Genomic DNA, 25,803 nt, shown 5'->3' with positions numbered 1-25,803 from the left:
TGTCCCAGCAGACCAAACCTGGCGGCTTACATCACCGCAAGTAGAACGATGAAATTAACATGTACGTACCATTATAAAATTTACATGGGGTTAACAAATGACTATAAGCTCATCAAGCGTTAAAGAACTAGCAAGACTTGGTGTTGATTTGGAAATTACTGGTAACGCTCAATACTCTGCATCTTCTGTCATGGAAATCATTCGGATTGTAATTCAGCAGGATTCGCATATTAAAATACATGCAGCAGGTTTTTCATCTTCATCTCTGAAAGAAATGGCCAAACTAAGTTCTAAGCATGTGTCGATACTAATATAGTAAAAGAAAAGGCGGTCTTATCCGCCTTTTTACTTTGCTAACCTTTTCTTTTTAGCCAGTTTGCAAACTGTGTGATCAGCTCACTGAAAGGGCCTGCCATTCCTACATATTCTGATGCCGGTTCATTTGGTTTATTGGCTGCAATTGACAGCTTTACCACAGCCAGGATCAGCGTAAGGCCCACACCCATCACAAAGGCAATGAGCGTGATGATTGAACCGGAGGATATGAGTGTTTTATCCCAGTTCTCTTTTTCTGGGGCGTTTGCTTTCGCGGTCTCGCTGCTTGCTGCCGTGCTGCTCTTGACCTGAGCTGAGGGTTCAGTTTTTTGTTCTTCTGCTGGTTTGGCGATAACTATCGCTGGCTTTTCCTGGGGGGTATGATTGATCACGCTATTGATGGTGATATGGGTATACCACAGGCCGGCTAATAAAAATAAAATTGCCAGCACAATGGCTACGCCCATTGAAATAATGCGCAGCCATGCCATGGACTTTGCATCAAAGCTTTTCCAGCTGAGCACTTGTTGTGCGTCATTCAGTTTTTCACTGGGCAGATCATCATCTGCCAAATCATCAAATTTGACTGGTTTATTTCCGTTCGACATAAAAAACCCTCTGTTGCCAGAGGGTAATTTATGTGGGCTTGCTGGTGGTTGCAAGCTTAGAGCATGTTCAGGTTTTTCAGCCGGTAGTACATGGCCGCTTCAGACACGCGCATGATCTCTGCAAGGCGCGATATATTAGTGATGCCTTCACGGTATACCAGCGTTTCTATAGCCAGTTTTGGCATGAGCAGGGCTGCGGCAAAGCGATTTGCCTGTACTTCCTGCCAGTCGTGATTGCCACTGGAAAATGAACCGGCGTTATCTCGGTGTTTGGGGTTGAAGGGGGTGACGTGCCCCAGTACGTGGTGGCCAATTTCGTGCGCCATGGTAAAGCGCTGGCGATTGGTGCTTTCGTTACGATTGAACTTGATCACCTGATGGCCATCACGGATTTCTGCTTCTCCGCTCAGTTCGGGGCCATCCAGCACATCAATTTGCATGCCCAGAGCGCGGGCAATGTCGGCTGGGCGAACCGGCAGCAACTTGTCCCAGTGGGCGTCAAGTATGCGCTTGGCAAGAGCTTCTTCCATCACACCCTCCTTTTCTGAACCCGGCAGGTATACGCTGCCTCATTGTGGTTACAACTGAATGACGCGTCCATTGCGTCATTCACTGCATAGTATCACTTATGTAGTGGTTTGCACCGATGCAAACGGGGTCTACATTCTACACAAACCGTGTTGGTTGTCACTCTATGTCACGCTGTGTATGTTTGCGCGCTCTCGCTTTAAATGTAGCTCATGACGCGCTATGACTGTATAAATGCACAGTTTTCGTGATTTGTGAGTGCGTGATGTCAGTAAGAAAGCAAAGCTCAGGCAAGTGGCTGGTGGAGGTATATCCCGAGGGGCGGCCCAGCAAGGCCCGGCCCAAGGTGCCCAGGGTACGCAAGCAGTTTGCCACCAAGGGCGAGGCGCTCAACTTTGAGCGTTGGGTACTGAGCGAAACCGAGAGCAAGCCCTGGGAAGGCAGCAAGCTGGACCGGCGGCGACTGTCTGAGCTGGTTGATTTGTGGCAGCAGCTGCATGGCCGCAACCTGGCCAAGAGCCAGGCCCGCTTTGCCAAGCTTAAGATTATTGTGGCTGGCATGGGGGATCCTGTGGCGGCCGACATCACCGCTAAAGACTGGGCTCATTACCGCCAGCGCCGTATTGCGGGGCTGATCCACAACGGCTACAACACCAACAAGCTGGCAGTTAAGCCAAGCACCATTAACCAGGAGCAGGCGTTTCTTAAAGCCGTCTTCAATGAGCTAACCCGCCTGGGTGAGTGGAATGGTGGAAACCCGCTTAATGGGATAAGGGTGCTGCCGCTGCATGAATCCGAAGTCCGGTTTTTGGAAAGCGACGAAATTGATCGCTTGCTGCAGGCCACCGTTGAATACGGTAATCCTGATCTGCAATTGATTGTTGAGCTGTGCCTGGCTACTGGTGCGCGTTGGCGAGAAGCCGAGGGGCTGACTCGCTCTCAGGTTATTCCGTATAAAGTGACGTATCAGCGCACCAAGGGCCGCAAGAACCGCACTGTACCCATCTCTCCCGCTTTGTATGAGAGGCTGCCAAAACGTACTGGCCCCATTTTTACGCCGTGTTACCATGAGTTCTGGAATTTGATTGAGTTGGCCAAGATAGAATTGCCTGAAGGGCAGGGAACACATGTGTTACGGCACACGTTTGCCAGCCATTTCATGATGAACGGCGGCAATATTTTGGTGCTGCAGCGCATCTTGGGCCACGCCAATATTAAAGATACCATGAAGTATGCGCACTTCTCGCCAGACCACTTTGACAGTGCTGTTGAACTCAATCCGTTACAGCGGCGATAGTGGCGACAAAAAGGCGACAAATTTTGGTTATCGTGACACTCTATGACACGGCATGTCACTGAAACCCGCATAAAACCTGGAGAGGCCGCGAGTTGTCACACTTAAATTACAACCATCTTTACTATTTCTGGATGACACAGAAAAAAGGCTCGGTGACCAAGGCCGCGGAAGCCCTGTTTCTGACGCCTCAAACCGTAACCGGACAGATCCGTCAGCTGGAAGAACGGCTGGGAGGCAAGCTGTTCAAGCGAAAAGGCCGGCAACTGGAAGCCAGCGAGTTGGGACAACTGGTGTTTCAGTATGCAGATCGCATGTTCAGCCTGTCTTATGAAATGCTGGATATTGTGAATTACCGCAAAGAAGATCACCTGGTGTTTGAGGTGGGTATTGCTGATGCCCTGTCCAAGCGACTGGCCAGCCGGGTGCTGCTGTCGGTGATCCCCAATGACGGCTCCATTCACCTGCGTTGTTATGAGTCCACTCACGAAATGCTGCTGGAGCAGCTGAGTGAGCATAAGCTCGACATGATACTGTCCGACTGTCCGGTTGATTCGGCTCAGCATGCGGGCCTGCTGTCGAAAAAGCTGGGAGAGTGTGATATCGGCTTTTATTGCCGGGAGCCGCTGCCGGTGAAACCCTTTCCGGCTTGCCTGGAAGAGCGCAAGCTGCTTATTCCGGGCCGGCGCACCGCCATGGGCCGTCAGCTGCGCCACTGGCTGGAAGTACAGGGGCTTAAGCCACAGATCCTGGGCGAATTTGATGACGCCGCCCTGATGAAAGCCTTTGGCTTTTTTAATCAGGGCATCTTTGTGGCCCCAGCCATTTACCGGGATGCCATTTTGCAGTATCAGCCGGTGATCGAGATTGGCCGGGCCACCGAGCTGAAAGAAGAATATTATGTGATTTTTGCCGAGCGCATGATTCAGCACCCGGCGGTGAAGCGGTTGTGCGAGAGCGACTTTAGTTCGCTGTTCTCCGGCAAGGACGATTTTTCGGCGGTAACGCCGCCCGCTACTTTTGATGATGAATTCAGTTGAGAGCTCAAACGTGAATGCGACCCAAGAAATGAATATCAAGGACATGGAAGCCAACGCGACTCAGGCGGTCAAGCTGCTTAAGGCGCTGGCCAACGAGCGCAGGCTGTTCATTTTGTGTCACTTACTCGACAAGGAGCTGTCGGTAGGAGAGATGAACCAGTTTCTGGGGTTAAGCCAGTCGGCGCTGTCTCAGCATCTGGCTATTTTGCGTAATGACGATCTGGTGAGCACCCGTAAGGAAGCGCAAACCGTGTATTACTCGCTGAAAAGCGAGGAAGTGCGGGAAATGATTGCCCTGCTGCACCGGCTCTATTGCCGGTAGGCCTGATTAACAGGCAATAAAAAACCGGCATAAAGCCGGTTTTTTCGATGCCAGAATAAAACGCTTACAGCGCTTTGATCTGGGCATTCAGACGGCTCTTGTGACGAGCAGCCTTGTTCTTATGGATCAGACCTTTGGTGGCCATGCGGTCCAGCAGAGGCTGAGCTGCGTCAAACGCTTTCTGGGCGTTGGCCTTGTCACCGGTAGCAATGGCGGCAATAACTTTTTTCACGTAGGTGCGAACCATGGAACGACGGCTGGCGTTGTGCTTGCGACGCTTCTCAGCCTGAATAGCGCGTTTCTTAGCAGACTTGATGTTAGCCAAGGTAAAACTCCTGAATCTGTCTTAGCGAGTGCTCATAAAAGGCCGAGGAATATGCCTTTTTCACCGCAGTTTGTCAATTGATTTGTGCAAATAAACACCGCCCTGTGGTGTGGCACAGGGCAGGGGGTTAAACTATCCGCCGAATTCTAGCAGTATTCACCTGCGTTCAGCAATTTCTTACCGCGAGGTTTTCATTTTGAGCAAGGCGCTGTTGCGGTCAGGCATGATTGTTTCTGCCATGACGTTGGTTTCTCGCGTGCTGGGGCTGGCCCGGGATGTGGTGATTGCTAACCTGATGGGAGCGGGTGCTTCTGCCGATGTGTTCTTTTTTGCCAACCGTATTCCTAATTTTTTGCGCCGGTTGTTTGCCGAGGGGGCTTTTAATCAGGCTTTTGTGCCGGTCATGACCGAGTACAAGCAGACCAGAAGCTTTAAAGACACTCAGGATCTGCTGGCGGCGGTATCGGGTACCCTGGGGCTGATTGTCACTCTGGTGACCCTGGCGGGCATGTTGGGCTCAGGGGTGGTGACTGCCCTGTTTGGGGCCGGCTGGTTTGTGGAATGGCTGAACGATGGCCCTGAGGCGCATAAGTTTGAGCTGGCGTCCCTGCTGCTCAAGATCACCTTTCCCTACCTGTGGTTTATCAGTTTTACTGCCATGGCCGGAGCTATTCTCAACACCTTCGGCAGGTTTGCAGTGTCGTCCTTTACCCCTGTGTTTCTGAATGTCTGCATTATCGCTGCGGCGTTGTGGCTGTCGCCAAGGCTGGCACAGCCGGAAATCGGCCTGGCGGTGGGGGTGTTTGCCGGCGGTCTGGTGCAGTTTTTGTTTCAGTTTCCGTTTCTGGCCAGGCTTAAATTGCTGGTGCGTCCGCGCTGGGCATGGCATCACCCCGGCGTGGTGAAGATTCGAACCCTGATGATACCGGCACTGTTCGGTGTGTCGGTGAGTCAGGTGAACCTGCTGTTCGACACCATGCTGGCCTCGTTTCTGGCGACCGGCTCCATCAGTTACCTGTATTATTCAGACCGGCTGTTGGAGTTTCCTCTGGGGCTGTTCGGTATTGCCATTGCCACCGTGATTCTGCCGGCCCTGTCCAGCCGCCATGTGGATGAGGCCAGAGACAGTTTTGCCGCCACCATGGACTGGGGTGTGCGCATGATACTGCTGATGGGCTTTCCTGCCATGGTGGGGCTGATTGTACTGAGTGAGCCCATGCTCAGGGTGCTGTTCATGCGCGGTGAGTTTGGCATGGCAGAAGTGGCGGCAGCGGGCAAGAGCCTGGTGGCTTATGGCCTTGGGTTGCAGGCCTTTATGCTGATCAAGGTACTGGCACCAGGCTACTATGCCCGCCAGGATACCAAAACTCCGGTGCGCTTCGGCATTATTGCCATGGTGGCCAATATGGTATTTAACGCCGTACTGATTTTTCCCCTGGGCTATGTGGGGCTGGCGCTGGCTACTGCCATGTCGGGCGTGCTGAATGCCGGCTTGCTGGGCTGGGGGCTGCATCAGCGTGGTGTATACAGCCCGGGTAAAACCACGCTGATGTTTTTACTTCGAGTGATTGTGGCCAGCGCTGGTATGGCGGGACTGCTGATATATCTGTCTCCGTCGCTGGCAGTATGGGCTGACTGGAGTCTGTGGCACAGTGGGCTGTACTTGCTGGGCTATATTGCGGCGGGCGCACTGTGTTACGGTGTGCTGCTGCTGCTGTTTGGAGTACGCCCCCGGCACTTTCGCAGTATCAGCTTGTGAGGAATGAGGGCAGGCTCCGCTTAACAAGGGCTGATCCTGATCGCCGGCTGAGTTATAATCCGCCGATTTGCAGGGGCCGAGCAGCAGGACTTATGGAGCTAATTCGCGGCATTCACAATATTAAACCCTGGCATCGGGGATGCGTGCTGTCCATCGGTAACTTTGATGGCGTTCACCTGGGGCACCAGGCCGTGTTGCGTGGGCTGGTGATGCAGGCGCGGCGTTTGAAGGTGCCTGCCTGCGTGATGGTGTTTGAGCCGCAGCCGCAGGAGTTGTTTGCCGGACGCAATGCTCCGCCCCGATTAACCAGACTGAGAGAAAAATATGCCCGGCTGGCCGAACTGGGCATAGATCGCCTGCTGTGTGTGCGCTTTACGCCAGCCTTTGCGGCACAGAGTCCCGATGATTTTATTCGTGGTCTGCTGGTTGACAAACTGGGCATACGCTTCCTGGTAGTAGGTGATGATTTTCGTTTTGGCCGCAACCGGGGCGGGGACTTTACCCTGCTCACCCAGGCCGGTCGTGCCTTTGATTTTGATGTGGTCAGCACACAAAGCTGGCGCATGGAAAATCGACGGGTCAGCAGCACCCTGATCCGCAAGGCGCTGGCAGAAGATCGGCTGCAGGACGCTGAACGTATGCTGGGCCAGCCCTTTAGTTTGTGTGGCCGGGTGGCTCATGGTGCCAAGCTGGGCCGTACTATCGGTTTTCCTACCGCTAATGTAGCGCTCAAGCGCCGGGTGATTCCGGTGTCGGGCGTGTATGCAGTGCGTCTGAGTGTGGACGGCCGGGAATATGCCGGTGTGGCTAATATCGGCCATAAACCCACAGTCAACGGCACCAAAGCCCTGTTGGAAGTGCACCTGTTTGATTTTGAGGGCGATCTCTATGGCAGACAGGTGAGCGTGGCTTTGTGTCACAAGCTGAGAAATGAACAAAAATTCGCTTCCTTTGCGCTGTTGAAGGAGCAGATTCAACGCGATGCCGTCAATGCCCGGGCCTGGTTCGGCCTGACGGTATCAGAACCGAACGGAATGTAGGATCAATGAGCGACTATAAACACACCCTGAATTTGCCCGAAACAGAGTTTCCCATGCGCGGCAACCTGGCCAAACGCGAGCCGGAGATGCTGCAGCGCTGGTTTGATGAAGATCTCTATGGTGCCGTGCGTCGTGCCAAGGCCGGCAAGAAGCCCTTTATTCTTCATGATGGCCCTCCCTACGCCAACGGCAACATTCATATTGGTCACTCGGTCAACAAGATCCTGAAAGACATTATCGTCAAGTCCAAGGGCCTGCTGGGTTACGACTCGCCCTACATTCCCGGCTGGGACTGCCACGGCCTGCCCATTGAGCTGAAAGTGGAAGGCAAGGTCGGCAAGCCCGGTGTCAAAGTGTCTGCCGCCGAGTTCCGCGAAGCCTGCCGTGCCTACGCCAAAGAACAAGTGGAAGGGCAGAAGGCTGACTTTATCCGTCTGGGGGTACTCGGTGACTGGGACAACCCTTACCTGACCATGAACTTTGATACCGAGGCCAACATCATTCGAGCCCTCGGCAAAATTATCGACAAAGGTCATCTGCACAAGGGCTCCAAGCCGGTGCACTGGTGTACCGACTGTGGTTCGGCGCTGGCCGAGGCCGAAGTCGAGTACGAAGACAAGCGTTCACCAGCTATTGATGTCCGCTTCAGGGCCGCTGACGAGGCTGCTGTGGTTGCCAGTTTTGACTGTGCCGAAGGACATGCCGGTCAGGGTCCCGTTTCTGTGGTGATCTGGACCACCACGCCCTGGACTCTGCCCGCCAACCGGGCGGTGGCGCTGCATGCCGAGCTGAGCTATGCCCTGGTGCAGGTGGAAGGTGACCAGCCCGAACGGCTGATTCTGGCGGCAGATCTGGTCAAGGATGTGATGGACAGAGCCGGCATCACTCACTATCACAATCTGGGTTACTGTCAGGGTGCCGGGCTTGAGCTGAAGCGTTTTCAGCATCCCTTCTACGACTTTGATGTACCTGCCATTTTGGGCGACCACGTCACCACCGACTCCGGTACCGGTGCCGTACATACGGCTCCTGGCCATGGTCAGGAAGACTTCGCGGTAGGTCAGCACTACGGTCTGGAAGTGGCTAACCCGGTGGGCGGCAATGGCGTGTACCTGCCCGATACTGAGCTATTTGCCGGCCAGCATGTCTTCAAGGCCAACGACGCTGTAGTTGAGGTGCTCAAGGAGCGTGGCGCGCTGCTGCACCATGAAGCTTATATGCACTCCTATCCGCATTGCTGGCGGCACAAGACGCCCATTATTTTCCGCGCTACTCCTCAGTGGTTTATCAGTATGGATCAGGCCGGTCTGCGCGGTCAGGCACTGAGTGAAATTGAAAAAGTGCAGTGGGTACCCGAGTGGGGCCAAAGCCGTATTCAGTCCATGGTGGAAAACCGTCCTGACTGGTGTATTTCCCGTCAGCGCACCTGGGGTGTGCCCATTGCCCTGTTTGTGCATAAAGACACTCAGGAGCTGCATCCCCGCGCCACTGAGCTGATGGAGGAAGTAGCCAAGCGGGTGGAGAAAGCCGGCATTCAGGCCTGGTGGGATCTGGACCCCGCCGAGCTGCTGGGTGAGGAAGCCGACCAGTACGACAAGGTGCTCGACACCCTGGATGTATGGTTCGACTCCGGCTCTACTCACTCTTCCGTTGTGGATGTGCGTTCCGAGTTTCAGGGGCATCCTGCCGACATGTATCTGGAAGGCTCGGATCAGCACCGTGGCTGGTTTATGTCATCACTGATGATCTCCACTGCCATGAAGGGCCATGCGCCTTACCGTCAGGTCTTGACTCACGGCTTTACCGTGGACGGCCAGGGCCGCAAAATGTCCAAGTCCATTGGCAACGTGGTCAGCCCCCAGGAAGTAATGAACAAGCTGGGTGCCGACATTCTGCGCCTGTGGGTAGCCAGCACCGATTACTCCGGTGAGATGACGGTATCCGATGAAATTCTCAAGCGCAGCGCCGATGCCTACCGCCGTATTCGTAATACTGCCCGCTTCCTGCTGGCCAACCTGAACGGCTTCAATCCGGAAACCGACATGGTGGCACCGGAAGACATGGTGGTGATTGACCGCTGGGCGGTGGGACGTGCTCAGGCCATTCAGCAGGAGATCACTCAGGCCTATGACGAGTACAACTTCCATCTGGTGACGCAAAAACTGATGCAGTTCTGCTCTATCGAGATGGGCTCTTTCTATCTGGACGTAATCAAGGATCGCCAGTATACCGCCAAGGCTGACAGCCAGGCGCGCCGTTCCTGCCAGACCGCCCTGTACCACATTGTGGAGGCCCTGGTCCGCTGGATGGCACCTGTCATGAGTTTTACCGCCGACGAGATCTGGGCCCTGCTGCCCGGCAAGCGTGAGCGCTTTGTGTTTACCGAAGAGTTCTATGACGGTCTGTTTGGCCTGGCAGAAGGTGAACAGATGAATGATGCCTACTGGGCTGAGCTGCTCAAAGTGCGTCAGGCGGTGAACAAGGCGCTGGAAAGTGCCCGCAGCAACAAGGTGATTGGTGGAGCCCTGGAGGCCGATATCACTCTCTATGCCGATGAATCCCTGGCCGCCAAGCTGGCGCAACTGGGCGATGAGCTGCGCTTTGTGATGCTGACTTCAAACGTCACTATTGCCGCACTTGGCGAGGCCGCCGATGCGACCGATACCGAGCTGGCCGGCCTCAAAGTGAGTGTGGCCAGGAGTGAAGCCGACAAGTGCGGTCGTTGCTGGCATCATGTGGATGATGTAGGTACCCATGAAGGTCATGACGGCATCTGTGGCCGTTGCGTATCGAACGTGGCCGGAGACGGCGAAGTCCGCCGGTTTGCCTGATGCGTGCGCTCACTGATACTGGCCTGCGCTGGTGGTGGCTGGCCATTGTGACCATAGTGCTGGATCAGATAACCAAATGGCTGACCGTCAACTATCTGGATTATGGCTACCCGGGGGTGGAGATCGCCCCCTTCTTCAATCTGGTACATGTTTATAATCCGGGAGCGGCGTTCAGCTTTCTCGCTGATCAGGGCGGCTGGCAACGCTGGTTTTTCGCCGGCCTTGCCTTTGCTGTGACAGTGCTGCTCAGTGTCTGGATGTACAAGGCACCGCGTACCGCCCGCTGGATGCCGGTGGCTTATGCGCTGATTATTGGCGGTGCCATCGGCAACGTGATTGATCGCTTACTGCTTGGGCATGTGGTTGATTTTCTTGATTTTTATGTGGGCAACTGGCACTGGCCGGCATTTAACCTGGCCGACAGCTTCATTTTTATTGGTGCCGCCATGATCATCATCGACAGTTTTAAAAAGGAAGCCCCCAATGAGTAATGTAATTGGTCCCAACAGCGAAGTGCTGTTTCACTTTACCATCAAGCTGGAGGATGGCTCTGTGGCTGACAGCACTCAGCTGCAGGGCAAGCCGGCCAAACTGCAGATGGGCGATGGCAGCCTGACCGACAACTTTGAAGCCTGTCTGCTGGGCCTTGAAACCGGCGCGAAAAAAGTATTTGAGTTAACGCCCAACGACGCCTTTGGTGAAGTGAACCCAAATAATATTCACTATATGGAGCGCAGCCGTTTTAGTGCTGATCTGGAGCTGGAAGAAGGCGCTATTCTGTCGTTTACTCAGCCCAATGGTGCTGAAATTCCCGGTATTATTCGCGGCGTGGCCGGCGACTCGGTCACCGTAGACTTTAATCACCCTCTGGCCGGTCATAATGTCACCTTTGAGGTGGAGATCCTGGCCGTAGACGAAAACGGAGCCTGATCATGGAAATCCTGCTCGCCAACCCCCGAGGCTTCTGTGCCGGCGTGGACAGGGCCATCAGCATAGTGCAGAGCGCCCTGGAAAAATTTGGTGCGCCCATTTATGTGCGTCACGAAGTGGTGCATAACCGCTATGTGGTGAACAAGCTTAAAGATGCGGGTGCCGTGTTTGTGGACGAGCTGGATCAGGTGCCAGACGGCAATATTGTGATTTTCTCTGCCCATGGTGTGTCCAAGGCGGTGAGGGAAGAGGCCAAACGGCGTGGACTCAAGGTGTTTGACGCTACCTGTCCGCTGGTAACCAAGGTGCATATGGAAGTGCACAGAGCCAGCCGCAAAGGTATTGAGACTATTCTGATTGGCCATGCGGGCCATCCGGAAGTGGAAGGCACCATGGGTCAGTATGAAAGTACTGAAGGCGGCATGTATCTGGTGGAAAATCCGGACGATGTGGCCAGCCTTGAAGTCAAGCATCCCGATAATCTGACCTTTGTCACTCAAACCACCCTGAGTGTGGATGAAACCTCCGATGTGATAGACGCACTGCGGGCGCGCTTTCCCACAATTGAGGGGCCGCGCAAGGATGATATCTGCTACGCCACTCAGAACCGGCAGGATGCGGTGCGGGAGCTGGCTGCCAAGGTGGATCTGATGCTGGTGGTAGGATCGCGCAACTCATCCAACTCCAACCGGCTGCGGGAGCTGGCAGAAAAGATGGGTACCCGGGCCCATCTGATCGACTGTGTTGAGATGATAGCGCCGGCCTGGCTGGATGGTGCCGAGCGCATTGGTGTGACTGCCGGTGCCTCGGCCCCGGAAGTGCTGGTGCAGGAAGTGGTTTCTCACCTGCAGTCGCTGGGCGGAAAAACCGTCACCGAGCACCCCGGGCGGGAAGAAAATATTGTGTTTGAAGTGCCCGCCGAGCTCAAAATCAAACAGGTGTAACCGAACCGCCCTCAGGGGCGGTTTTTTATTACCAGCAGGCAGCCGGCGTTTTGTCGCCGCTGCGTGCCAGGGTCAGTGTTGAGCAGCTGGTGCCGCCTTCCTTGTCATTCTGCTGGCTTTTCCTGGCGGTGGCGGTGAGGGTATAGCTGTTGTCTGCAACAGTTGCACTGAAGTCATAGTGATTGGTACTGGCCGGGCTTTTCAGGTCCGCGACCGAGCTTGTATAACCGGGGTTGGATATACGCCAGTCTTCCTGGGCCAGCTGCATGCTATAAAGGGTTTGAATGGCCTCTGTTCGCCTGGCTTTTTGCATATAGCCCGAGTAGGCCGGATAGGCCACAGCAGTGATAATGGCCAGAATGGCCACCGTGATTAACAACTCCACCAGCGTAAACCCCAAATACCTTTGCATGAAGGCTTCCTTGTTTAAAGTCTGACCCTGTCTCAAGCTTACTTCAGTTTAGACATTGCCTGAGATTAGGAGGCCGAGGCGGTGAACAACGAAAAGCAACGTGGCCTGACCCTGATTGAATTGTTGGTGGGCCTGGTGGTGATGACAGTGCTGACCAGCCTGGCAGTGCCCAGCTTTCAGAGTCTGCGCGAGCAATACACGGTGCGCAGCGCCGGCATGGCGGTGTATGCCGACCTGCAACTGGCCCGCAGCGAGGCGATTAAGCGCAATCGGGAAGTGACGGTGTGTTTTACCGGGTTGGGTAGCACTGAATGGAGTTATCAGCTGTATGACTCGAGCAACTGCTCTGGTGCCGCTATTGAAGCTGTTGATGGACAAAACTTTCCGGCGGTGGAGCTTGATATCGATGATTCTTACAGTGATGACTCATTAACCTTTAAACCCCGACGCAACACGTTAACTGCAGGAAGTATTACGCTTTCCAGCGGTGCTTATGAAATGCAAATTAAAACCTGGAATAACAGCATTATTCGCACCTGTTCCGTCAGTAACTTGATAGGGGTGCCCTCTTGCTAGTCGCTCAGCGCCAGCAGGGCATGACTCTGGTGGAAATGCTGGTGTCGCTGGTGGCCGGCTTGTTGGTGGTGGCTGGTGCCCTGTCGCTGTTCTCATCGGTGATTGTGTCGGGTAATACAACCCTGATGCTGTCGCGACTGAACCAGGATGTGCAATCGGTCACCGATATCATGGTGCGGGATATTCAGCGGGCGGGATATCACCCCAGTGCCGCTCAGGGAATGGATGGTGATGCCTCGGCAGCGGCAACTGCAGAGGCCTTGGTATTTTCTACGACCTCCGATCTTCATACCTCCACAGGTGCAAGTGTTCCAGATTGTATTCGCATTAAGTACCTGGATGACGGTGAGTCTCCAGCAATAACGGTAGTTCGTGTTTACAGCCTTGATCCTTCAGCTAAAAGACTGGAAGTGGAAAATAATGCTTCAGTCAGCGCCTCGCTGAGTACGCTCTGTGGTAAGGGTAATGCGCTAATGGCCGAGCAGGAAATCTCGGTCGATGATCTGCGCTTTGAGCTGATGTCCGGCAGCAGCGCCACCGGTATGCGTACCATACGGCTCAGCCTGAGTGCGTCCCATATCAATCGGCCGGCGTTGGCAGTGAGCCTGCAACGGGAGATAAAACTGAGAAATGACGGCTACTAACAAGGAAAGCGGGTTTGCCACTCTGACCATTACTCTGGTGCTGGTGTCCATGCTGGTGGCAGTGTCGGTATTTATTGGCAAGGTGCTGATTTCCGACAAGCGTATTACGCTGAACGAAATTGAATACCGCATCGCTCAGGCGGCGGCAGAAAAAGGCATTGCCGAAGCCATGGCGCAGCTTAAGGTAGATCCTCTGGCTACCAGCCTTTCAGGCACGTTAAGCACCTCGGCGGCGACGGCCAGCTATACGGTCACCATGGAGCAAGGAGTGCCCATTCCCGATGCCTGGCAACTGACGTCGGTGGCGATATTGCCCAATGGAAGTGAAGCCACCGTGAGTGTGCAGGTGGCAAAACGTAGCGTGCTCAATCCCGACAATGCTGGGCCAGCAGCTCCGTTACTGATAGGAGGAAGTTTGCCAGCCAGCGGAAATATCACCATTGTGGCGAATCCTAATGGTGGTGGGCCGGGTGTACCCGTGTCTGTCTGGACCAAATCCATCGCGACTATAGAGGGCAATGCAAAAACCTGTAGTTTGCAAGCTTATAGAGATGGCTGTGACAGTAATAATGCTTATAGCAACAAGGACAGAAAGGGGCAGGATATAGTTGACCATGATCCTGACTTTCCTGATGACCTGGTCGAATATCTTTTTGGTGTGCCGGATAATGCACAGAGCTGGGACTATATCGAGTCAAGTGCCAGTATTGTTTCAAGTTGTAGTGATCCATCGTTAAAAACTGGTGGCGATTTTTTTATTATTGAGGGAATGAATAAGTCAAATTGTGACTTGAGCGGAGTGTTTGGCAATAAAACGTCACCAGTGGTTATTATTGTAAAGGATGGTGGCTTAAGCATTAATGGGAGCAGTGAGGTATATGGGCTTTTATTCGCTTACGACTCTGATGGGGCCAGTGGCCCTGATCATACAATAAAAATCAATGGCGGTGCCAAGTTTTACGGTGCAATGGTGTCCAATCATGACAAGATTGACTTGCCCAATGGTAATTATGATTCTGTGTATGATCCAGATGTTATATCCCGGTTAATAGGTAAGGAGAATGGCAACCCCTTCGTTAATATAAACATCATTCCCGGCAGTTGGAAAGACTGGTAACAGGAGGCATCATGAAACGGCAACACGGATTTGGGCTGATTGAAGTGATGCTGGCCTTTGTGATTGTGGCGGCAACTGCTGGTACCTTATTGCAACTGAATAAAACCTATCTGGAATACAGTCGTGACGGTCGTAGCCGGGAAGTGGCCATGCGCCTGGCGGAATCCAAGCTGGATGAACTGCGCCGCTTTCAGAGCCGTAACGGCTTTGATGAAATTACCGATGGCAGTGATACGGTGAATTTGGATAATAATGAATACGCACGTAACTGGGCAGTGACTGAAAGCGGTAATGCTCAAAAACAGGTGGTAGTGACCATTAATTGGAATGATGGCGGTGAAGTGCTGAGCTTTACATTGGGAACCACCATTTCTTTAAATATATCTGCGATTAGCGGTTCTCTTGGAACGGCCAACAAGCATTTGGGAACAGGAAAGGGCGGCCCCAAGGTAAAACACACGCCAGGACTGTTTCCCGATGTGGTTGCCATTGACTTGGGTGATGGTTTGAAGCAGGAAACCAGCAAGCCGGTGGTTACGGTCGCCAAGAATGACTCCACTAGTGTCAGAGTGAGTGAGAAAACCACCCTTTACGATGCTGCAAACATTAAAGTGCAGGAACAAGATCTGGTAACGGTTAGCTGTAACTGTAAGTTGAGTGGTTCTGCTGATGCTGAGTTACCTGCACAGCGCACCATGGTTGGAGCATTAGCTTACTGGAAAAATGGAGATAACGCCCTCAAGCAAACAGGAAAAGCTAAAGATAATAAGCAGGATAAGCTGTGTAACCTTTGTTGCAAAAACCATTTTGATGGCCCAAGCAATGAGTTTAGCCATTGGTATGATGTCATCAAATGGAAGTATGCCGAAGTGAAAAATGCTCAACATGCTCATTACTCATCAATATCAGGCAGTACGATTGTGGCCGATGGTGATGAATATCTGGAAGCCTGTCGCCTGGTTCGCATTGATGGGGTTTATAAGGTAGCCAACGACTGGAATCTGGTAGTGCTTAATGTATTTTCGGAAGACTACTTAATTGAAAATAAAAATGATTATGAGGAATATGTTTCAGAGGTTGTTGTTGGATATGTTTTAAAGCAAATTAAAAGTAAGGTTGGTTCAGGTTATCAGTATGATGTGGCCAGTTATTCACCTGGGCCGTTTTCTCAAGAGTTGAAGGTTGACCCTTCCTCTAGCACTAAATTAGTAGTTAGAGGGATATATGTGGATATTTTTTCTCCTGACTACCTTGATGCCTTGAATGCTATAAGTGAAGGAAAGAGTGTCAATGAGTTAATTAATAGTGGTTTTGTTGGAAAGCTAGCATTTGAAGAGCGTAAAGTACGCAATAATCTAATCGAGTGGACTATATCATCAGATGTGGCAAGTATTGATCAAGGTAGTAGTGAGTTGAAAGCGCATGTTAAAGGAGAAACTTCTGTTACAGCCAATATCCTCCGCAGCAACAGCGGCCTTACCACTAACATTCCCATATCCCCCTTTGAGGAGAGCAATGACTGGATCACAGCCGAGCTGACTGTCGAGGTGACAGCTCCTTGAGCACTGAGAAACCTGACAATCCGGCCGTCTTTCATTACTATGGCAGCTATTGCTTTTTTACCTGACAGACAGATCATGCCCTCACATCTTACTCTGGCGCTGGCCCAGCTTAATCCGACCGTCGGTGCCATTGAACACAACACGCTACTAATGCTGACCGCCGCCGCCAATGCCGCTGAGCAGGGCGCGGATCTGGTGCTGTTTCCCGAGCTGGCGGTGACTGGCTACCCGCCCGAAGATTTGCTGTATCGCGACGATCTGCATCGGCGGGTTACCAGCGCCCTGAACGAACTGGCCGCCGCCAGCCAGAACATCGCCCTGGTGGTGGGTCATCCCTGGCGCGAAGAGGGCAAGTTGTATAACGCTGCTTCTTTCTATTATCAGGGCAAACTACAAGGCCGTTATTTCAAGCAGTTGCTGCCCAACTACGGTGTGTTTGATGAGCTGCGTTATTTCACTGCCGGTAGCGAATCCTGCGTGATTGAGTTCAAGGATCACAAACTGGGCCTGCTGATCTGTGAAGATGTATGGGAGCCAGCCCCCATGGCGGCAGCAAAAGCCGCCGGCGCCGGGCTGGTGCTCAGCCTGAATGCCTCGCCCTATCACAAGGGCAAGGCCTGGATCCGCAAAGAGCTGCTGGCCCAGCGCAGCCGTGATAACCAGCTGCCACTGGTGTATCTCAATCAGGTGGGCGGCCAGGACGAGCTGGTGTTTGACGGCCGCTCCAAGATATTCAACGCCGAAGGCGAACTCACCCAGAGCCTGCCGGCCTTTGCCGACGCACTGACGTTGATGAAGTTTGAGCAGGGCGCGCCCGTGCCGGGTGATATTCAGCCAGCCCTTGATCCCCTGGCTGAAATTTATCAGGCGCTGGTGCTGGCCACCCGGGATTACGTGAATAAAAATGGCTTTAACGGTGCCGTGCTGGGCCTGTCCGGCGGTATCGACTCGGCCCTGACCCTGGCCATTGCCGCCGATGCGCTGGGCAAGGACAAAGTACAGGCGGTGATGATGCCGTTTCGTTATACCGCCTCCATCAGCGTGGAAGATGCCAGAGAGGAAGCAGAGCGTCTTGGCGTGGAGTTCGATATCGTCTCCATCGAGCCCATGTTCGACGCTTTTATGGGCCAGCTGGCACCTCTGTTTGAGGGCACAGAGCGCGACACCACGGAAGAAAACCTGCAGGCCCGTGCTCGCGGTGTGCTGTTGATGGCCATTTCCAACAAGCGCCGCCGGCTGGTGCTGACCACCGGCAACAAGAGTGAAGTGGCGGTGGGTTACTGCACCCTCTACGGTGACATGGTGGGCGGTTTTGCCCCCATCAAGGACGTGCCCAAAACCCTGGTGTTTGAACTGTGCCGCTATCGTAATACGCTTGGCTATGTGATCCCTCAGCGGGTTATTGACCGGCCGCCGTCGGCTGAGCTGGCACCGGATCAGCTCGACCAGGACAGCCTGCCGCCCTATGATGTGCTGGACGCCATTCTTGAAGGCTATGTGGAGCAGGACAAATCCCTGGACGACTTGCTTGCTGCCGGCTTTGATGAGGCCGATGTGCGCCGGGTGATCAAGCTGGTGGATATTAATGAATACAAGCGCCGGCAGAGCGCTGTGGGGCCGCGCATTACCGCCCGCAACTTTGGTAAGGACAGGCGTTACCCCATTACTTCGGGATTTGGCAAAACAAACTGGTAAGGAGCCGCCCATGAAAAAAATTGAAGCTATTATTAAACCCTTCAAGCTTGACGACGTGCGCGAGGCGTTGGCCGAGCGCGGCATTACCGGCATGACAGTATCGGAAGTAAAAGGCTTTGGTCGTCAGAAAGGGCATACCGAGCTGTATCGGGGGGCCGAGTACATGGTTGACTTTCTGCCCAAGGTCAAACTGGAGCTGGTGGTGCAGGATGAACTGGTAGAGTCTTGCATTGAAGCGATTGAAAGCACTGCCCGAACCGGCAAAATAGGGGATGGCAAAATCTTTGTGCTGGATGTTGGCCAGGTGATCCGCATTCGTACCGGTGAGCAGAACGAAGAAGCGGTGTGAACGGCGGGGAGTAGTGAATGGGGAGCAGGGAGTTGTTTTTACCATTCCCAGGTCCCTAATCCCCAGTCCCTTGTTTTAACCGTCCGGTTTTTTTGCCACAATGATTGATTGAATTTGAATTAAGGAAGTATTCCATGCCACTGCTGGACAGTTTTACCGTAGATCATACCCGAATGGAGGCTCCTGCGGTGCGGGTGGCCAAAACCATGGCGACTCCCAACAAAGACACCATTACTGTCTTTGATCTGCGTTTTTGTCTGCCCAACCAGGAAATTCTTTCTGAAAAGGGCATTCATACCTTGGAGCACCTGTTTGCCGGCTTTATGCGTAACCACCTTAACGGCGACAATGTGGAGATTATCGATATTTCTCCCATGGGCTGCCGTACCGGTTTCTACATGAGTCTGGTGGGCGCGCCCGACGAGCAGCGGGTTGCTGCCGCCTGGAAAGCCGCCATGGAAGACGTGCTCAAGGTAGAAAATCAGTCCGAGATCCCGGAACTTAATGAATATCAGTGCGGCACCTATGTGATGCACTCGCTGGACGAGGCCAAGGCCATCGCCCGTAATATTATCGAGCGGGGCATTGGTGTAAACAGCAACCAGAACCTGGCGCTGCCGGAAGAAATGCTGAAAACCCTGTAAATAACGGCGGCTTCCCCGGTGACTGATGTCCGGTTAATGCGAGCACTGGCTTAACCGGACGTACTGTCACTTGTTATTCTTATTCTGTTGATATACATCCTTCTATCACAGTGCTCAAACGGACCTTCTTATGTCAGAACACCAAGATCCTTTCCAACAACGGGAAGCCGAAAAATACGAAAACCCGATTCCCAGCCGGGAGTTTATTCTTGAGCACCTGAAACAGCGCAAGACACCGGCTAACCGGGATGAAATTTTTGCCGAGCTGAATCTGGCCGGTGAAGAGCAGGAAGAAGCTCTGCGCCGCCGTCTGCGTGCCATGGAACGCGATGGCCAGCTGGTGTTTACCCGTAATAAATGTTACGCCCTGCCCGACAAGCTGAACCTGATTAAAGGCCAGGTCATCGGCCACCGCGACGGCTTTGGTTTTGTGCGTCCGGAAGACGGCGGCGATGATCTGTTCCTGGCCCAGCGTGAAATGGACGCCGTGATGCACGGTGACTATGTGCTGGTGCAGCCCTTGCGCTTTGACTCCCGTGGCCGCCGTGAGGCGCGGCTGGTTCGTGTACTTGAGTCCCGCAGCCTGGACGTGGTGGGTCGCTATTTTGTTGAGAACGGTGTCAGCTATGTAGTACCCGACGACAGCCGCATTGCCCAGGATATCCTTATTCCGCAGGGTGAGACCATGGGTGCACGGATGGGCCAGGTGGTGGTGATCACTATTACCCAGCGTCCTACCAAGCGCATGACCGGTATTGGCAAGGTCATTGAAGTGCTGGGTGAAACCATGGACCCGGGCATGGAAATTGAAATTGCCCTGCGCACTCACGGCATTCCTCATGTATGGCCGGAAGAGGTCAAGCAGCAGGTGGCCAAACTCAGTGAAGAAGTGCCGGAAGAAGCCAAGGTGGGCCGTAAGGATTTACGCGATCTGCCGCTGGTCACCATAGACGGCGAAGATGCCCGCGACTTTGACGATGCGGTGCACTGTCAGCCCAAGCGCTCCGGCGGCTGGCGGCTGTGGGTGGCCATTGCCGATGTATCCTACTATGTGCGCCCCAACACGGCGCTGGATGCGGAAGCCTATCAGCGCGGCAACTCGGTTTACTTCCCCGAGCAGGTGATTCCCATGCTGCCCGAGGTATTATCCAACGGTTTATGTTCACTCAACCCTCAGGTAGACCGGCTGTGCATGGTGGCAGAAATGACCATATCCGCTACCGGAAAACTGTCTGGCTTCAAGTTCTATGAAGCGGTGATGAACTCCCATGCCCGCCTGACCTATACCAAAGTGGCTGCCATACTGGAAGGAGATGAGGCCCTGCGTGAGCGTTACGCGCCGCTGGTGCCGCATCTGGAAGAGCTGAACCGCATGTTCCATGCGATGAAGGAAGCCCGCCATCAGCGTGGTGCCGTGGAGTTTGAAAGCGAAGAAACCCGCTTTGTGTTTAATCCGCAGCGTAAGATTGAACGCATTGTGCCGGTGGTGCGCAACGACGCGCACAAGATCATCGAAGAGTGCATGATCATGGCCAACGTGGCTGCCGCCCGCTTTATTGAAAAGCAGGAAGCGCACGCGCTGTTCCGGGTGCATGATAAGCCGGGTGAAGAAAAACTCACCGGCTTCCGCAGCTTTTTGGGCGAGCTGGGCCTGGAGCTGAAAGGCGGCCTTGAGCCGGAGCCGGCGGATTACGCCCTGCTTGCCGAGCAGATAAAAGACAGGCCCGATGCGGAGCTTATTCAGACCATGCTGCTGCGCTCCATGAAGCAGGCGGTATATCAGGCCGAGAATAACGGTCACTTTGGTCTGGCACTGAAGTCTTACGCTCACTTTACTTCACCCATTCGCCGTTATCCGGATTTGATCCTGCACCGCGCTATCAAGGCTCAGCTGGCAAAAATGCATGGCGGCGGCGGCAGCAAGACCGGCGGCGTGCCTTACCAGTATGATCAGGTGGCCCCCATGGGTGAGCACTGCTCACTGACAGAGCGCCGTGCCGATGACGCCACCCGTGATGTAGCCGACTGGCTCAAGTGTGAATACATGCTGGACCATGTAGGTAACGAGTTTGGCGGTACCATTGCCAACGTCACCGGCTTTGGCTTCTTTGTGCGCCTGGATGAGTTTCATATTGATGGTCTGGTACATATTTCCAGCCTGCAGAATGACTACTACCAGTTTGATCCTGCCCGCCAGCAGCTGATTGGTGAAAACTTCCGTCGCCGCTACCGTTTGGGTGACAAGATTCGGGTTAAGGTCATGGCCGTCAATCTGGATGAGCGCAAGATTGACTTTGAGCTGGTGGAAGACGCACCGCAAGGCGAAGGCAAAACCGGCAAGGGTGCCAAAAACCTCAAGTCGCGTCAGCGTGCCAAGCCCACTGGCGGCAAGGGCGGTGACAAGGCCGATAAAGGCGAAAAAGGAGACAAGGGCGACAAGCCTCGTTCCCGTAACCGCAGTCGTGGCCGCAAGCGCCGCTGATCCTGTGAGGGAGCAGGGAATAGGGAGCAGGGAATAGTTAATACCTGAGCCCATTCCCGCTCCCGATTCCCTAATCCCCATTTCCTATTCCCCGAGAAAAAACATGAGTAGTGAACTGATCTTCGGCATTCATGCTCTGAACGCCGCCCTGGAAAACCATCCTGAAAATATTCTGGAAGTCTGGCTGCTCAAGGGCCGGGATGACGCCCGTCTGCAACAGGTTCAAAACCAATTGCAGCAACTGGGCGTGCGTGCCCAGCTGGCCAACCGCCAGACCCTGGATAACAAGGCCGGTGGTGCTCAGCATCAGGGGGTGGTGGCCCGTATCAAGGCACTGCCGGCGCTCAACGAGGCGGATCTCGATGCCCTGCTGGCGCGCACCGAGACGCCGCTGCTGCTGGTGCTGGATGGTGTTACCGACCCCCACAACCTGGGCGCCTGTCTGCGTACCGCCGACGCCGCCGGGGTGCACGGAGTGATAGTGCCTCGCGACAAGTCCGCCGGGCTGACCCCGGTGGCGCGCAAGGTAGCCTGTGGTGCTGCCGAGGTGGTGCCGCTGTTTCAGGTGACCAATCTGTCCCGCACTCTGCGCGCCCTGCAGGACAAGGGCGTGTGGGTAGTGGGCACCGCCGGTGAGGCGGATCACGGCATTTATCAGGCCAAATTTACCGGGCCATTGGCATTGGTGATGGGGGCCGAGGGGAAAGGCATGCGCCGTCTGACCCGGGAGCACTGCGACGAGCTGGTCAGCATTCCCATGGCCGGCTCCGTCTCCAGCCTGAATGTGTCGGTGGCCACCGGTGTCTGCCTGTTTGAAATGGTGCGTCAGCGCGGGTAATGGAATTGACATGCAACAGCTAGTGGGCCGCATGCGGGCCGATAGCCAGCTGCTGGCGATTTTTCTGCTGGTGCTCGGCAACCTGATGATCTCCTTTGGCGATGTGCTGGTTAAACTCATGGGCCAGAGCCAGATCACCCCTTACCAGTATGTGTTTCTGCGCTTTACCATGACGTCGTTATTGCTGCTGCCGTTCTGGTGGCGGCTGGCACCGGAGCGCAGAGGCTGGGGCCAATGGAAAATTCATTGCCTGCGTGGCCACTTGCTGCTGATGGGCTCTTCCTGTGTATTTATCAGTCTGGTGTACTTGCCGTTGGCCACCGCCAATGCGGTATTTTATGCCGCACCCCTGCTGACGTTGCCGCTGGCAGCATTGATAAGCCGGGAATCGGTGCGCCCGGCCACCTATGCGGTCAGCCTGCTGGGCTTTGGCGGCATTCTGGTGGTGCTCAATCCCGCCGAGTGGCACTGGGCTGGTTGGGTGGCGTTGCTCACCGCGCTGTCGATGGCCGCTTCCAATGTGCTGGTGCGCCGTCTGCCCACAGGGCGCTCTGTGCTGGCCACCCTGTTTATGACCCAGGCGCTGTCCATTCCCGTCAGTCTGGTGTTGGCATTACCCGGTTGGCAGCCGATTCCGGCTGATGTGTGGTGGCTGCTGATTGGCTCCACCCTGGTGGGCATTATTTATCAGGGCATCTGCATCATGGCCTACGCCATGGCCGATGCCAGCAAAATTGCCGCCAGTGAATACTCAGGGCTGATTTTCGTCACCCTGATGGGCATGGCGCTGTTTAGTGAGTTCCCTGACTGGAACGTGTATCTGGGCGCGCTTATCGTTATTGCCGCCATCGGATTGCAACGCCGTTTACGCTGACCAAACCGGGATTAGGGACTGGGGAATAGGGATTGGTAACACACACCTGGTGGTAGCCGCCGCTTCAGCTGGCGGAGCAGACAACGGTGATGTTTGATATGGAAGGCCATGGCTGTTGATGCAGAGCAGCCAGATGATTTGCGCCGCATAAATGGGCACCTACAGATTACCCAATATCAGCCTGCAGACCACTCGGGCGACTTACAGCTTATAGCTGATAGCTTAAAGCTTTCTTTTCCGTTGGTTATGTCTTAAACTACGCCGCCTTGAAATCAGTCATTAAAACCCAAGTTCCTTGCCTCCGCTGGTGTGACTGAGCCCGCGCAGAGGCTATAACCCGTAAGGAGCAATCCATGCGTCATTACGAAATCGTATTTATGGTTCACCCTGACCAGAGTGAACAGGTTCCCGGCATGATCGAGCGCTACACCGGCGCCATCACTACTGCCGGTGGTCAAATCCACCGTCTGGAAGACTGGGGCCGTCGTCAGCTGGCTTACCCGATCAACAAACTGCATAAAGCTCACTACGTTCTGATGAACGTTGAGTCTGACCAGGCTGTGATCGACGAGCTGGAAACCAACTTCCGCTACAACGACGCCGTGCTGCGCAACATGATCATGCGCACCAAGCAAGCCGTTACCGAGCCTTCCGAAATGGCCAAGGCCAAGGAAGAGCGTCAGCCCCGTCGCGACGATGCTCGCGCCGAAGCCGCTGCCGAGTAATTCACGTTTTAGTAGAGGAAGAGAATCATGGCACGTTATTTCCGTCGTCGTAAGTTCTGCCGTTTCACCGCTGACGGTGTTACCGAGATCGATTACAAAGACATCGCTACCCTGAAGAACTACATCACCGAGTCCGGTAAAATCGTACCGAGCCGCATCACCGGCACCCGCGCTAAATATCAGCGCCAGCTGGCCCGTGCGATCAAACGCGCTCGTTACCTGGCCCTGCTGCCTTACACCGATCTGCACAAGTAAGCAGCGGCCTAACTCGTACCTGTAAAGAGGAAAGGTAATCATGCAAGTAATTCTGCTGGATAAAATCGCCAAGCTGGGCGGCCTGGGTGACCAGGTAACCGTAAAGTCCGGTTATGCCCGTAACTTCCTGCTGCCTCAGGGCAAAGCAGTACTGGCGACCAAAGACAACGTAGCAGCGTTTGAAGCCCGCCGCGCCGAGCTGGAAGCCAAACTGGCCGATCAGCTGGCTGCTGCCCAGGCCCGTGCTGATCAACTGGCTGCTCTGGAAGCCGTTGTTATCGAGTCCAAGTCTGGCGACGAAGGCAAGCTGTTCGGCTCCATCGGTGCCCGTGACGTGGCCGATGCCATCACTGCTGCCGGTGTTGAAGTAGCCAAGAGCGAAGTTCGTCTGTACGACGGCGTTCTGCGTAACGTAGGTGAATACGAAATCGGTGTTCAGCTGCACGCTGATGTTAAAGCGACTGTTACCATTCAGGTGGTAGCTGCCTGAGTTAAGGCACCGCTTTGAAAAAACCCGCGCTTGTCGCGGGTTTTTTATTGCCCGCGTTCCGGCTAAAGTGGAAGAAACACTGAGGGAGGGCGCGTTATGGCAGACTGGATCACAGCGCGGGTCAAAGCCCGTAAAACCTGGTCGAATAATCTTTTTTCACTGGTGCTGGATGCTGATGTGGCAACGTTCAAGGCCGGTCAGTTCACCAAACTGGCGCTGCACACTGACGATAAAAAAGTGGCCCGGGCTTATTCCTATGTCAATGCTCCCGGTCAGGATCCCGAGTTTTACGTGATCACCATTCCTGAAGGGCAGCTTACACCCTGGCTGGCCAATCTTGAGGTGGGTGACGAACTGCTGGTGCAGCATAGTGCTGCCGGCTTTCTGACTCTCGATGAAGTGCCTTGCGGCCGGGACTTATGGCTGATGGCCACCGGCACCGGGGTGGGGCCCTTTGTTTCCATGCTGGCGGAAGGCAGCTGCTGGCAGCAGTTCGAGAACATTGTGCTGGTGCATGGCGTGCGTTTTGCCGACGAGCTGGGTTATCGGCGACAGATAGCAGAGCTCACTGAAGGGCGCAGTCAGTTTCAGTATATTCCTTTTGTTTCCCGCGAAGACACCGGCGGCACCCAGACCGGCCGCATTACTCATGCCATCAGTGATGGCAGTCTGGAGCGAAAGGCCGGCCTCCCATTCACTCCAGAGCACAGCCGGGTGATGCTTTGCGGCAACCCGCAAATGGTGCGTGACACTCTTACTGAACTAAAAAACAAAGGCCTGCAGAAACACCTGCGCCGTAAACCCGGTCAGATCCTGATGGAAAACTACTGGTGAAAGACAGGGAAAAGACAGCTGTAAGCGGTCAGCTATCAGCTGTAAGCCGCCCTAGCTGGTTGCCGGGCTGTTGTTTCTTGGTTTTATATTTTGGCTGGATATGTGAAAAACACATCGGAGCCAGCAGGCATGGCATCATCACCGCAGGTTCCGTTGTGTTACTTATCGCTGACAGCTTAAAGCTTACGGCTGGTTTTTCAGCGTGTCAGCACCATCATCAGACTGAGGAAGGCCGCCAGACCCCAGCCCAGGCCCATTATCCAGTAAAACCCTTTGGCCCCTTTTTTGATGGGAATGTGGTGGTACAGCAAAAAGAAAAACCACAGCAGCGCTGGAATAAGCGGTAGCAAAAACAATCGGGTCATGGCCA

At 54.3% G+C, this 25,803-nt stretch carries 28 protein-coding genes; 23 read left to right on the top strand and 5 right to left on the bottom strand.

The genetic code is table 11. The features are described 5' to 3' along the window. Positions 1 to 353: 353 nt before the first annotated feature. Both N2M06_RS13370 and N2M06_RS13365 read right to left on the bottom strand, forming a co-directional pair. Positions 354 to 923 (bottom strand): hypothetical protein, encoded by a 570-nt coding sequence (locus N2M06_RS13370; protein ID WP_346351009.1) that lies wholly within the window; start codon positions 921 to 923, stop codon positions 354 to 356. Between the two features lie 56 nt (positions 924 to 979). Beyond that, a complete protein-coding gene (locus N2M06_RS13365) occupies positions 980 to 1,453 on the bottom strand; it encodes an ImmA/IrrE family metallo-endopeptidase (RefSeq protein ID WP_346351008.1) in 474 nt (157 codons plus the stop codon). 263 nt (positions 1,454 to 1,716) lie between these two features. Here N2M06_RS13365 and N2M06_RS13360 point away from each other — a divergent pair, with 263 nt between their 5' ends. From N2M06_RS13360 to N2M06_RS13350, 3 genes are all read left to right on the top strand, one after another. Beyond that, positions 1,717 to 2,748, top strand: coding sequence for a tyrosine-type recombinase/integrase (locus N2M06_RS13360; RefSeq protein ID WP_346351007.1), 1,032 nt, complete (start codon positions 1,717 to 1,719; stop codon positions 2,746 to 2,748). Between the two features lie 92 nt (positions 2,749 to 2,840). Then, positions 2,841 to 3,785 carry a transcriptional activator NhaR gene (gene nhaR, locus N2M06_RS13355; RefSeq protein WP_026344950.1) on the top strand — a complete coding sequence of 315 codons (945 nt, stop codon included), beginning with the start codon at positions 2,841 to 2,843 and terminating at the stop codon, positions 3,783 to 3,785. Between the two features lie 28 nt (positions 3,786 to 3,813). Further along, on the top strand, positions 3,814 to 4,107 hold the full coding sequence (locus tag N2M06_RS13350; protein WP_346352183.1) for a metalloregulator ArsR/SmtB family transcription factor: 294 nt from the start codon (positions 3,814 to 3,816) through the stop codon (positions 4,105 to 4,107). 64 nt (positions 4,108 to 4,171) lie between these two features. Here N2M06_RS13350 and rpsT read toward each other — a convergent pair whose 3' ends face one another. After that, positions 4,172 to 4,432, bottom strand: coding sequence for a 30S ribosomal protein S20 (gene rpsT / locus N2M06_RS13345; RefSeq protein ID WP_014291441.1), 261 nt, complete (start codon positions 4,430 to 4,432; stop codon positions 4,172 to 4,174). A 196-nt stretch (positions 4,433 to 4,628) separates the two neighbouring features. Between rpsT and murJ the strand changes: the two genes are divergently transcribed. From murJ to ispH, 6 genes are all read left to right on the top strand, one after another. Next, positions 4,629 to 6,191: a murein biosynthesis integral membrane protein MurJ gene (gene murJ, locus N2M06_RS13340; protein WP_317074272.1), complete on the top strand. Its 1,563-nt coding sequence runs from the start codon at positions 4,629 to 4,631 to the stop codon at positions 6,189 to 6,191. 92 nt (positions 6,192 to 6,283) lie between these two features. Next, positions 6,284 to 7,231, top strand: a complete 948-nt coding sequence (gene ribF, locus N2M06_RS13335; RefSeq protein WP_019936051.1) for a bifunctional riboflavin kinase/FAD synthetase — start codon at positions 6,284 to 6,286, stop codon at positions 7,229 to 7,231. 5 nt (positions 7,232 to 7,236) lie between these two features. Beyond that, complete coding sequence (ileS, locus tag N2M06_RS13330) at positions 7,237 to 10,062, top strand: isoleucine--tRNA ligase (RefSeq protein WP_346351006.1); 2,826 nt, start codon at positions 7,237 to 7,239, stop codon at positions 10,060 to 10,062. Beyond that, positions 10,062 to 10,553: a signal peptidase II gene (gene lspA / locus N2M06_RS13325; protein WP_346351005.1), complete on the top strand. Its 492-nt coding sequence runs from the start codon at positions 10,062 to 10,064 to the stop codon at positions 10,551 to 10,553. The genes ileS and lspA overlap by 1 nt, the downstream gene beginning before the upstream one ends. Further along, the gene (gene fkpB, locus N2M06_RS13320) at positions 10,546 to 10,992 is read left to right on the top strand and encodes an FKBP-type peptidyl-prolyl cis-trans isomerase (protein WP_019936048.1); all 447 of its coding nucleotides are present in this window, start codon (positions 10,546 to 10,548) and stop codon (positions 10,990 to 10,992) included. Before lspA ends, fkpB begins: the two co-directional genes overlap by 8 nt. 2 nt (positions 10,993 to 10,994) lie before the next feature. Then, a complete protein-coding gene (ispH, locus tag N2M06_RS13315; protein ID WP_346351004.1) occupies positions 10,995 to 11,936 on the top strand; it encodes a 4-hydroxy-3-methylbut-2-enyl diphosphate reductase in 942 nt (313 codons plus the stop codon). Positions 11,937 to 11,964: 28 nt separating this feature from the next. Here the strand turns inward: ispH and N2M06_RS13310 are convergent, their stop codons facing one another. Next, positions 11,965 to 12,348 carry a type IV pilin protein gene (locus tag N2M06_RS13310; RefSeq protein ID WP_019936046.1) on the bottom strand — a complete coding sequence of 128 codons (384 nt, stop codon included), beginning with the start codon at positions 12,346 to 12,348 and terminating at the stop codon, positions 11,965 to 11,967. An 81-nt stretch (positions 12,349 to 12,429) separates the two neighbouring features. Here N2M06_RS13310 and N2M06_RS13305 point away from each other — a divergent pair, with 81 nt between their 5' ends. The 14 genes from N2M06_RS13305 to N2M06_RS13240 all read left to right on the top strand — a co-directional run bounded on the left by N2M06_RS13305 (position 12,430) and on the right by N2M06_RS13240 (position 25,433). Further along, positions 12,430 to 12,924, top strand: coding sequence for a GspH/FimT family pseudopilin (locus N2M06_RS13305; RefSeq protein ID WP_346351003.1), 495 nt, complete (start codon positions 12,430 to 12,432; stop codon positions 12,922 to 12,924). Then, on the top strand, positions 12,918 to 13,568 hold the full coding sequence (locus N2M06_RS13300) for a prepilin-type N-terminal cleavage/methylation domain-containing protein (protein WP_346351002.1): 651 nt from the start codon (positions 12,918 to 12,920) through the stop codon (positions 13,566 to 13,568). The genes N2M06_RS13305 and N2M06_RS13300 overlap by 7 nt, the downstream gene beginning before the upstream one ends. Beyond that, the gene (locus tag N2M06_RS13295; RefSeq protein WP_346351001.1) at positions 13,555 to 14,685 is read left to right on the top strand and encodes a hypothetical protein; all 1,131 of its coding nucleotides are present in this window, start codon (positions 13,555 to 13,557) and stop codon (positions 14,683 to 14,685) included. Before N2M06_RS13300 ends, N2M06_RS13295 begins: the two co-directional genes overlap by 14 nt. A gap of 11 nt (positions 14,686 to 14,696) precedes the next feature. After that, positions 14,697 to 16,247 (top strand): type II secretion system protein, encoded by a 1,551-nt coding sequence (locus tag N2M06_RS13290; protein ID WP_346351000.1) that lies wholly within the window; start codon positions 14,697 to 14,699, stop codon positions 16,245 to 16,247. A gap of 75 nt (positions 16,248 to 16,322) precedes the next feature. Next, positions 16,323 to 17,942, top strand: a complete 1,620-nt coding sequence (locus tag N2M06_RS13285; RefSeq protein ID WP_346350999.1) for an NAD+ synthase — start codon at positions 16,323 to 16,325, stop codon at positions 17,940 to 17,942. A 10-nt stretch (positions 17,943 to 17,952) separates the two neighbouring features. Beyond that, the gene (gene glnB, locus N2M06_RS13280) at positions 17,953 to 18,291 is read left to right on the top strand and encodes a nitrogen regulatory protein P-II (RefSeq protein WP_019936040.1); all 339 of its coding nucleotides are present in this window, start codon (positions 17,953 to 17,955) and stop codon (positions 18,289 to 18,291) included. Between the two features lie 134 nt (positions 18,292 to 18,425). Then, entirely contained in the window at positions 18,426 to 18,935 is a 510-nt protein-coding gene (luxS, locus tag N2M06_RS13275; protein WP_019936039.1) for an S-ribosylhomocysteine lyase, read from the top strand. A 130-nt stretch (positions 18,936 to 19,065) separates the two neighbouring features. Next, positions 19,066 to 21,417 (top strand): ribonuclease R, encoded by a 2,352-nt coding sequence (gene rnr, locus N2M06_RS13270; protein ID WP_346350998.1) that lies wholly within the window; start codon positions 19,066 to 19,068, stop codon positions 21,415 to 21,417. A 103-nt stretch (positions 21,418 to 21,520) separates the two neighbouring features. Further along, entirely contained in the window at positions 21,521 to 22,255 is a 735-nt protein-coding gene (gene rlmB / locus N2M06_RS13265; protein ID WP_346350997.1) for a 23S rRNA (guanosine(2251)-2'-O)-methyltransferase RlmB, read from the top strand. Positions 22,256 to 22,265: 10 nt separating this feature from the next. Next, positions 22,266 to 23,129 carry a DMT family transporter gene (locus N2M06_RS13260; protein ID WP_346350996.1) on the top strand — a complete coding sequence of 288 codons (864 nt, stop codon included), beginning with the start codon at positions 22,266 to 22,268 and terminating at the stop codon, positions 23,127 to 23,129. A 353-nt stretch (positions 23,130 to 23,482) separates the two neighbouring features. Continuing rightward, positions 23,483 to 23,854: a 30S ribosomal protein S6 gene (gene rpsF / locus N2M06_RS13255; RefSeq protein ID WP_019936035.1), complete on the top strand. Its 372-nt coding sequence runs from the start codon at positions 23,483 to 23,485 to the stop codon at positions 23,852 to 23,854. Between the two features lie 27 nt (positions 23,855 to 23,881). Further along, positions 23,882 to 24,109, top strand: coding sequence for a 30S ribosomal protein S18 (rpsR, locus tag N2M06_RS13250; protein WP_014291460.1), 228 nt, complete (start codon positions 23,882 to 23,884; stop codon positions 24,107 to 24,109). A 40-nt stretch (positions 24,110 to 24,149) separates the two neighbouring features. After that, positions 24,150 to 24,599, top strand: coding sequence for a 50S ribosomal protein L9 (gene rplI / locus N2M06_RS13245; protein WP_107850821.1), 450 nt, complete (start codon positions 24,150 to 24,152; stop codon positions 24,597 to 24,599). 96 nt (positions 24,600 to 24,695) lie between these two features. Continuing rightward, the gene (locus N2M06_RS13240; protein ID WP_019936033.1) at positions 24,696 to 25,433 is read left to right on the top strand and encodes a ferredoxin--NADP reductase; all 738 of its coding nucleotides are present in this window, start codon (positions 24,696 to 24,698) and stop codon (positions 25,431 to 25,433) included. 197 nt (positions 25,434 to 25,630) lie between these two features. Here N2M06_RS13240 and N2M06_RS13235 read toward each other — a convergent pair whose 3' ends face one another. Beyond that, positions 25,631 to 25,798 (bottom strand): hypothetical protein, encoded by a 168-nt coding sequence (locus N2M06_RS13235; protein WP_156816528.1) that lies wholly within the window; start codon positions 25,796 to 25,798, stop codon positions 25,631 to 25,633. Positions 25,799 to 25,803: the final 5 nt, after the last annotated feature.

The sequence above is a fragment of the Oceanimonas sp. AH20CE76 genome (assembly GCF_039654065.1).
Lineage (GTDB): Bacteria > Pseudomonadota > Gammaproteobacteria > Enterobacterales > Aeromonadaceae > Oceanimonas > Oceanimonas smirnovii.
Note: the sequence above shows the minus strand (reverse complement) of the source record. Positions and strands in the feature narration are given on the sequence as shown.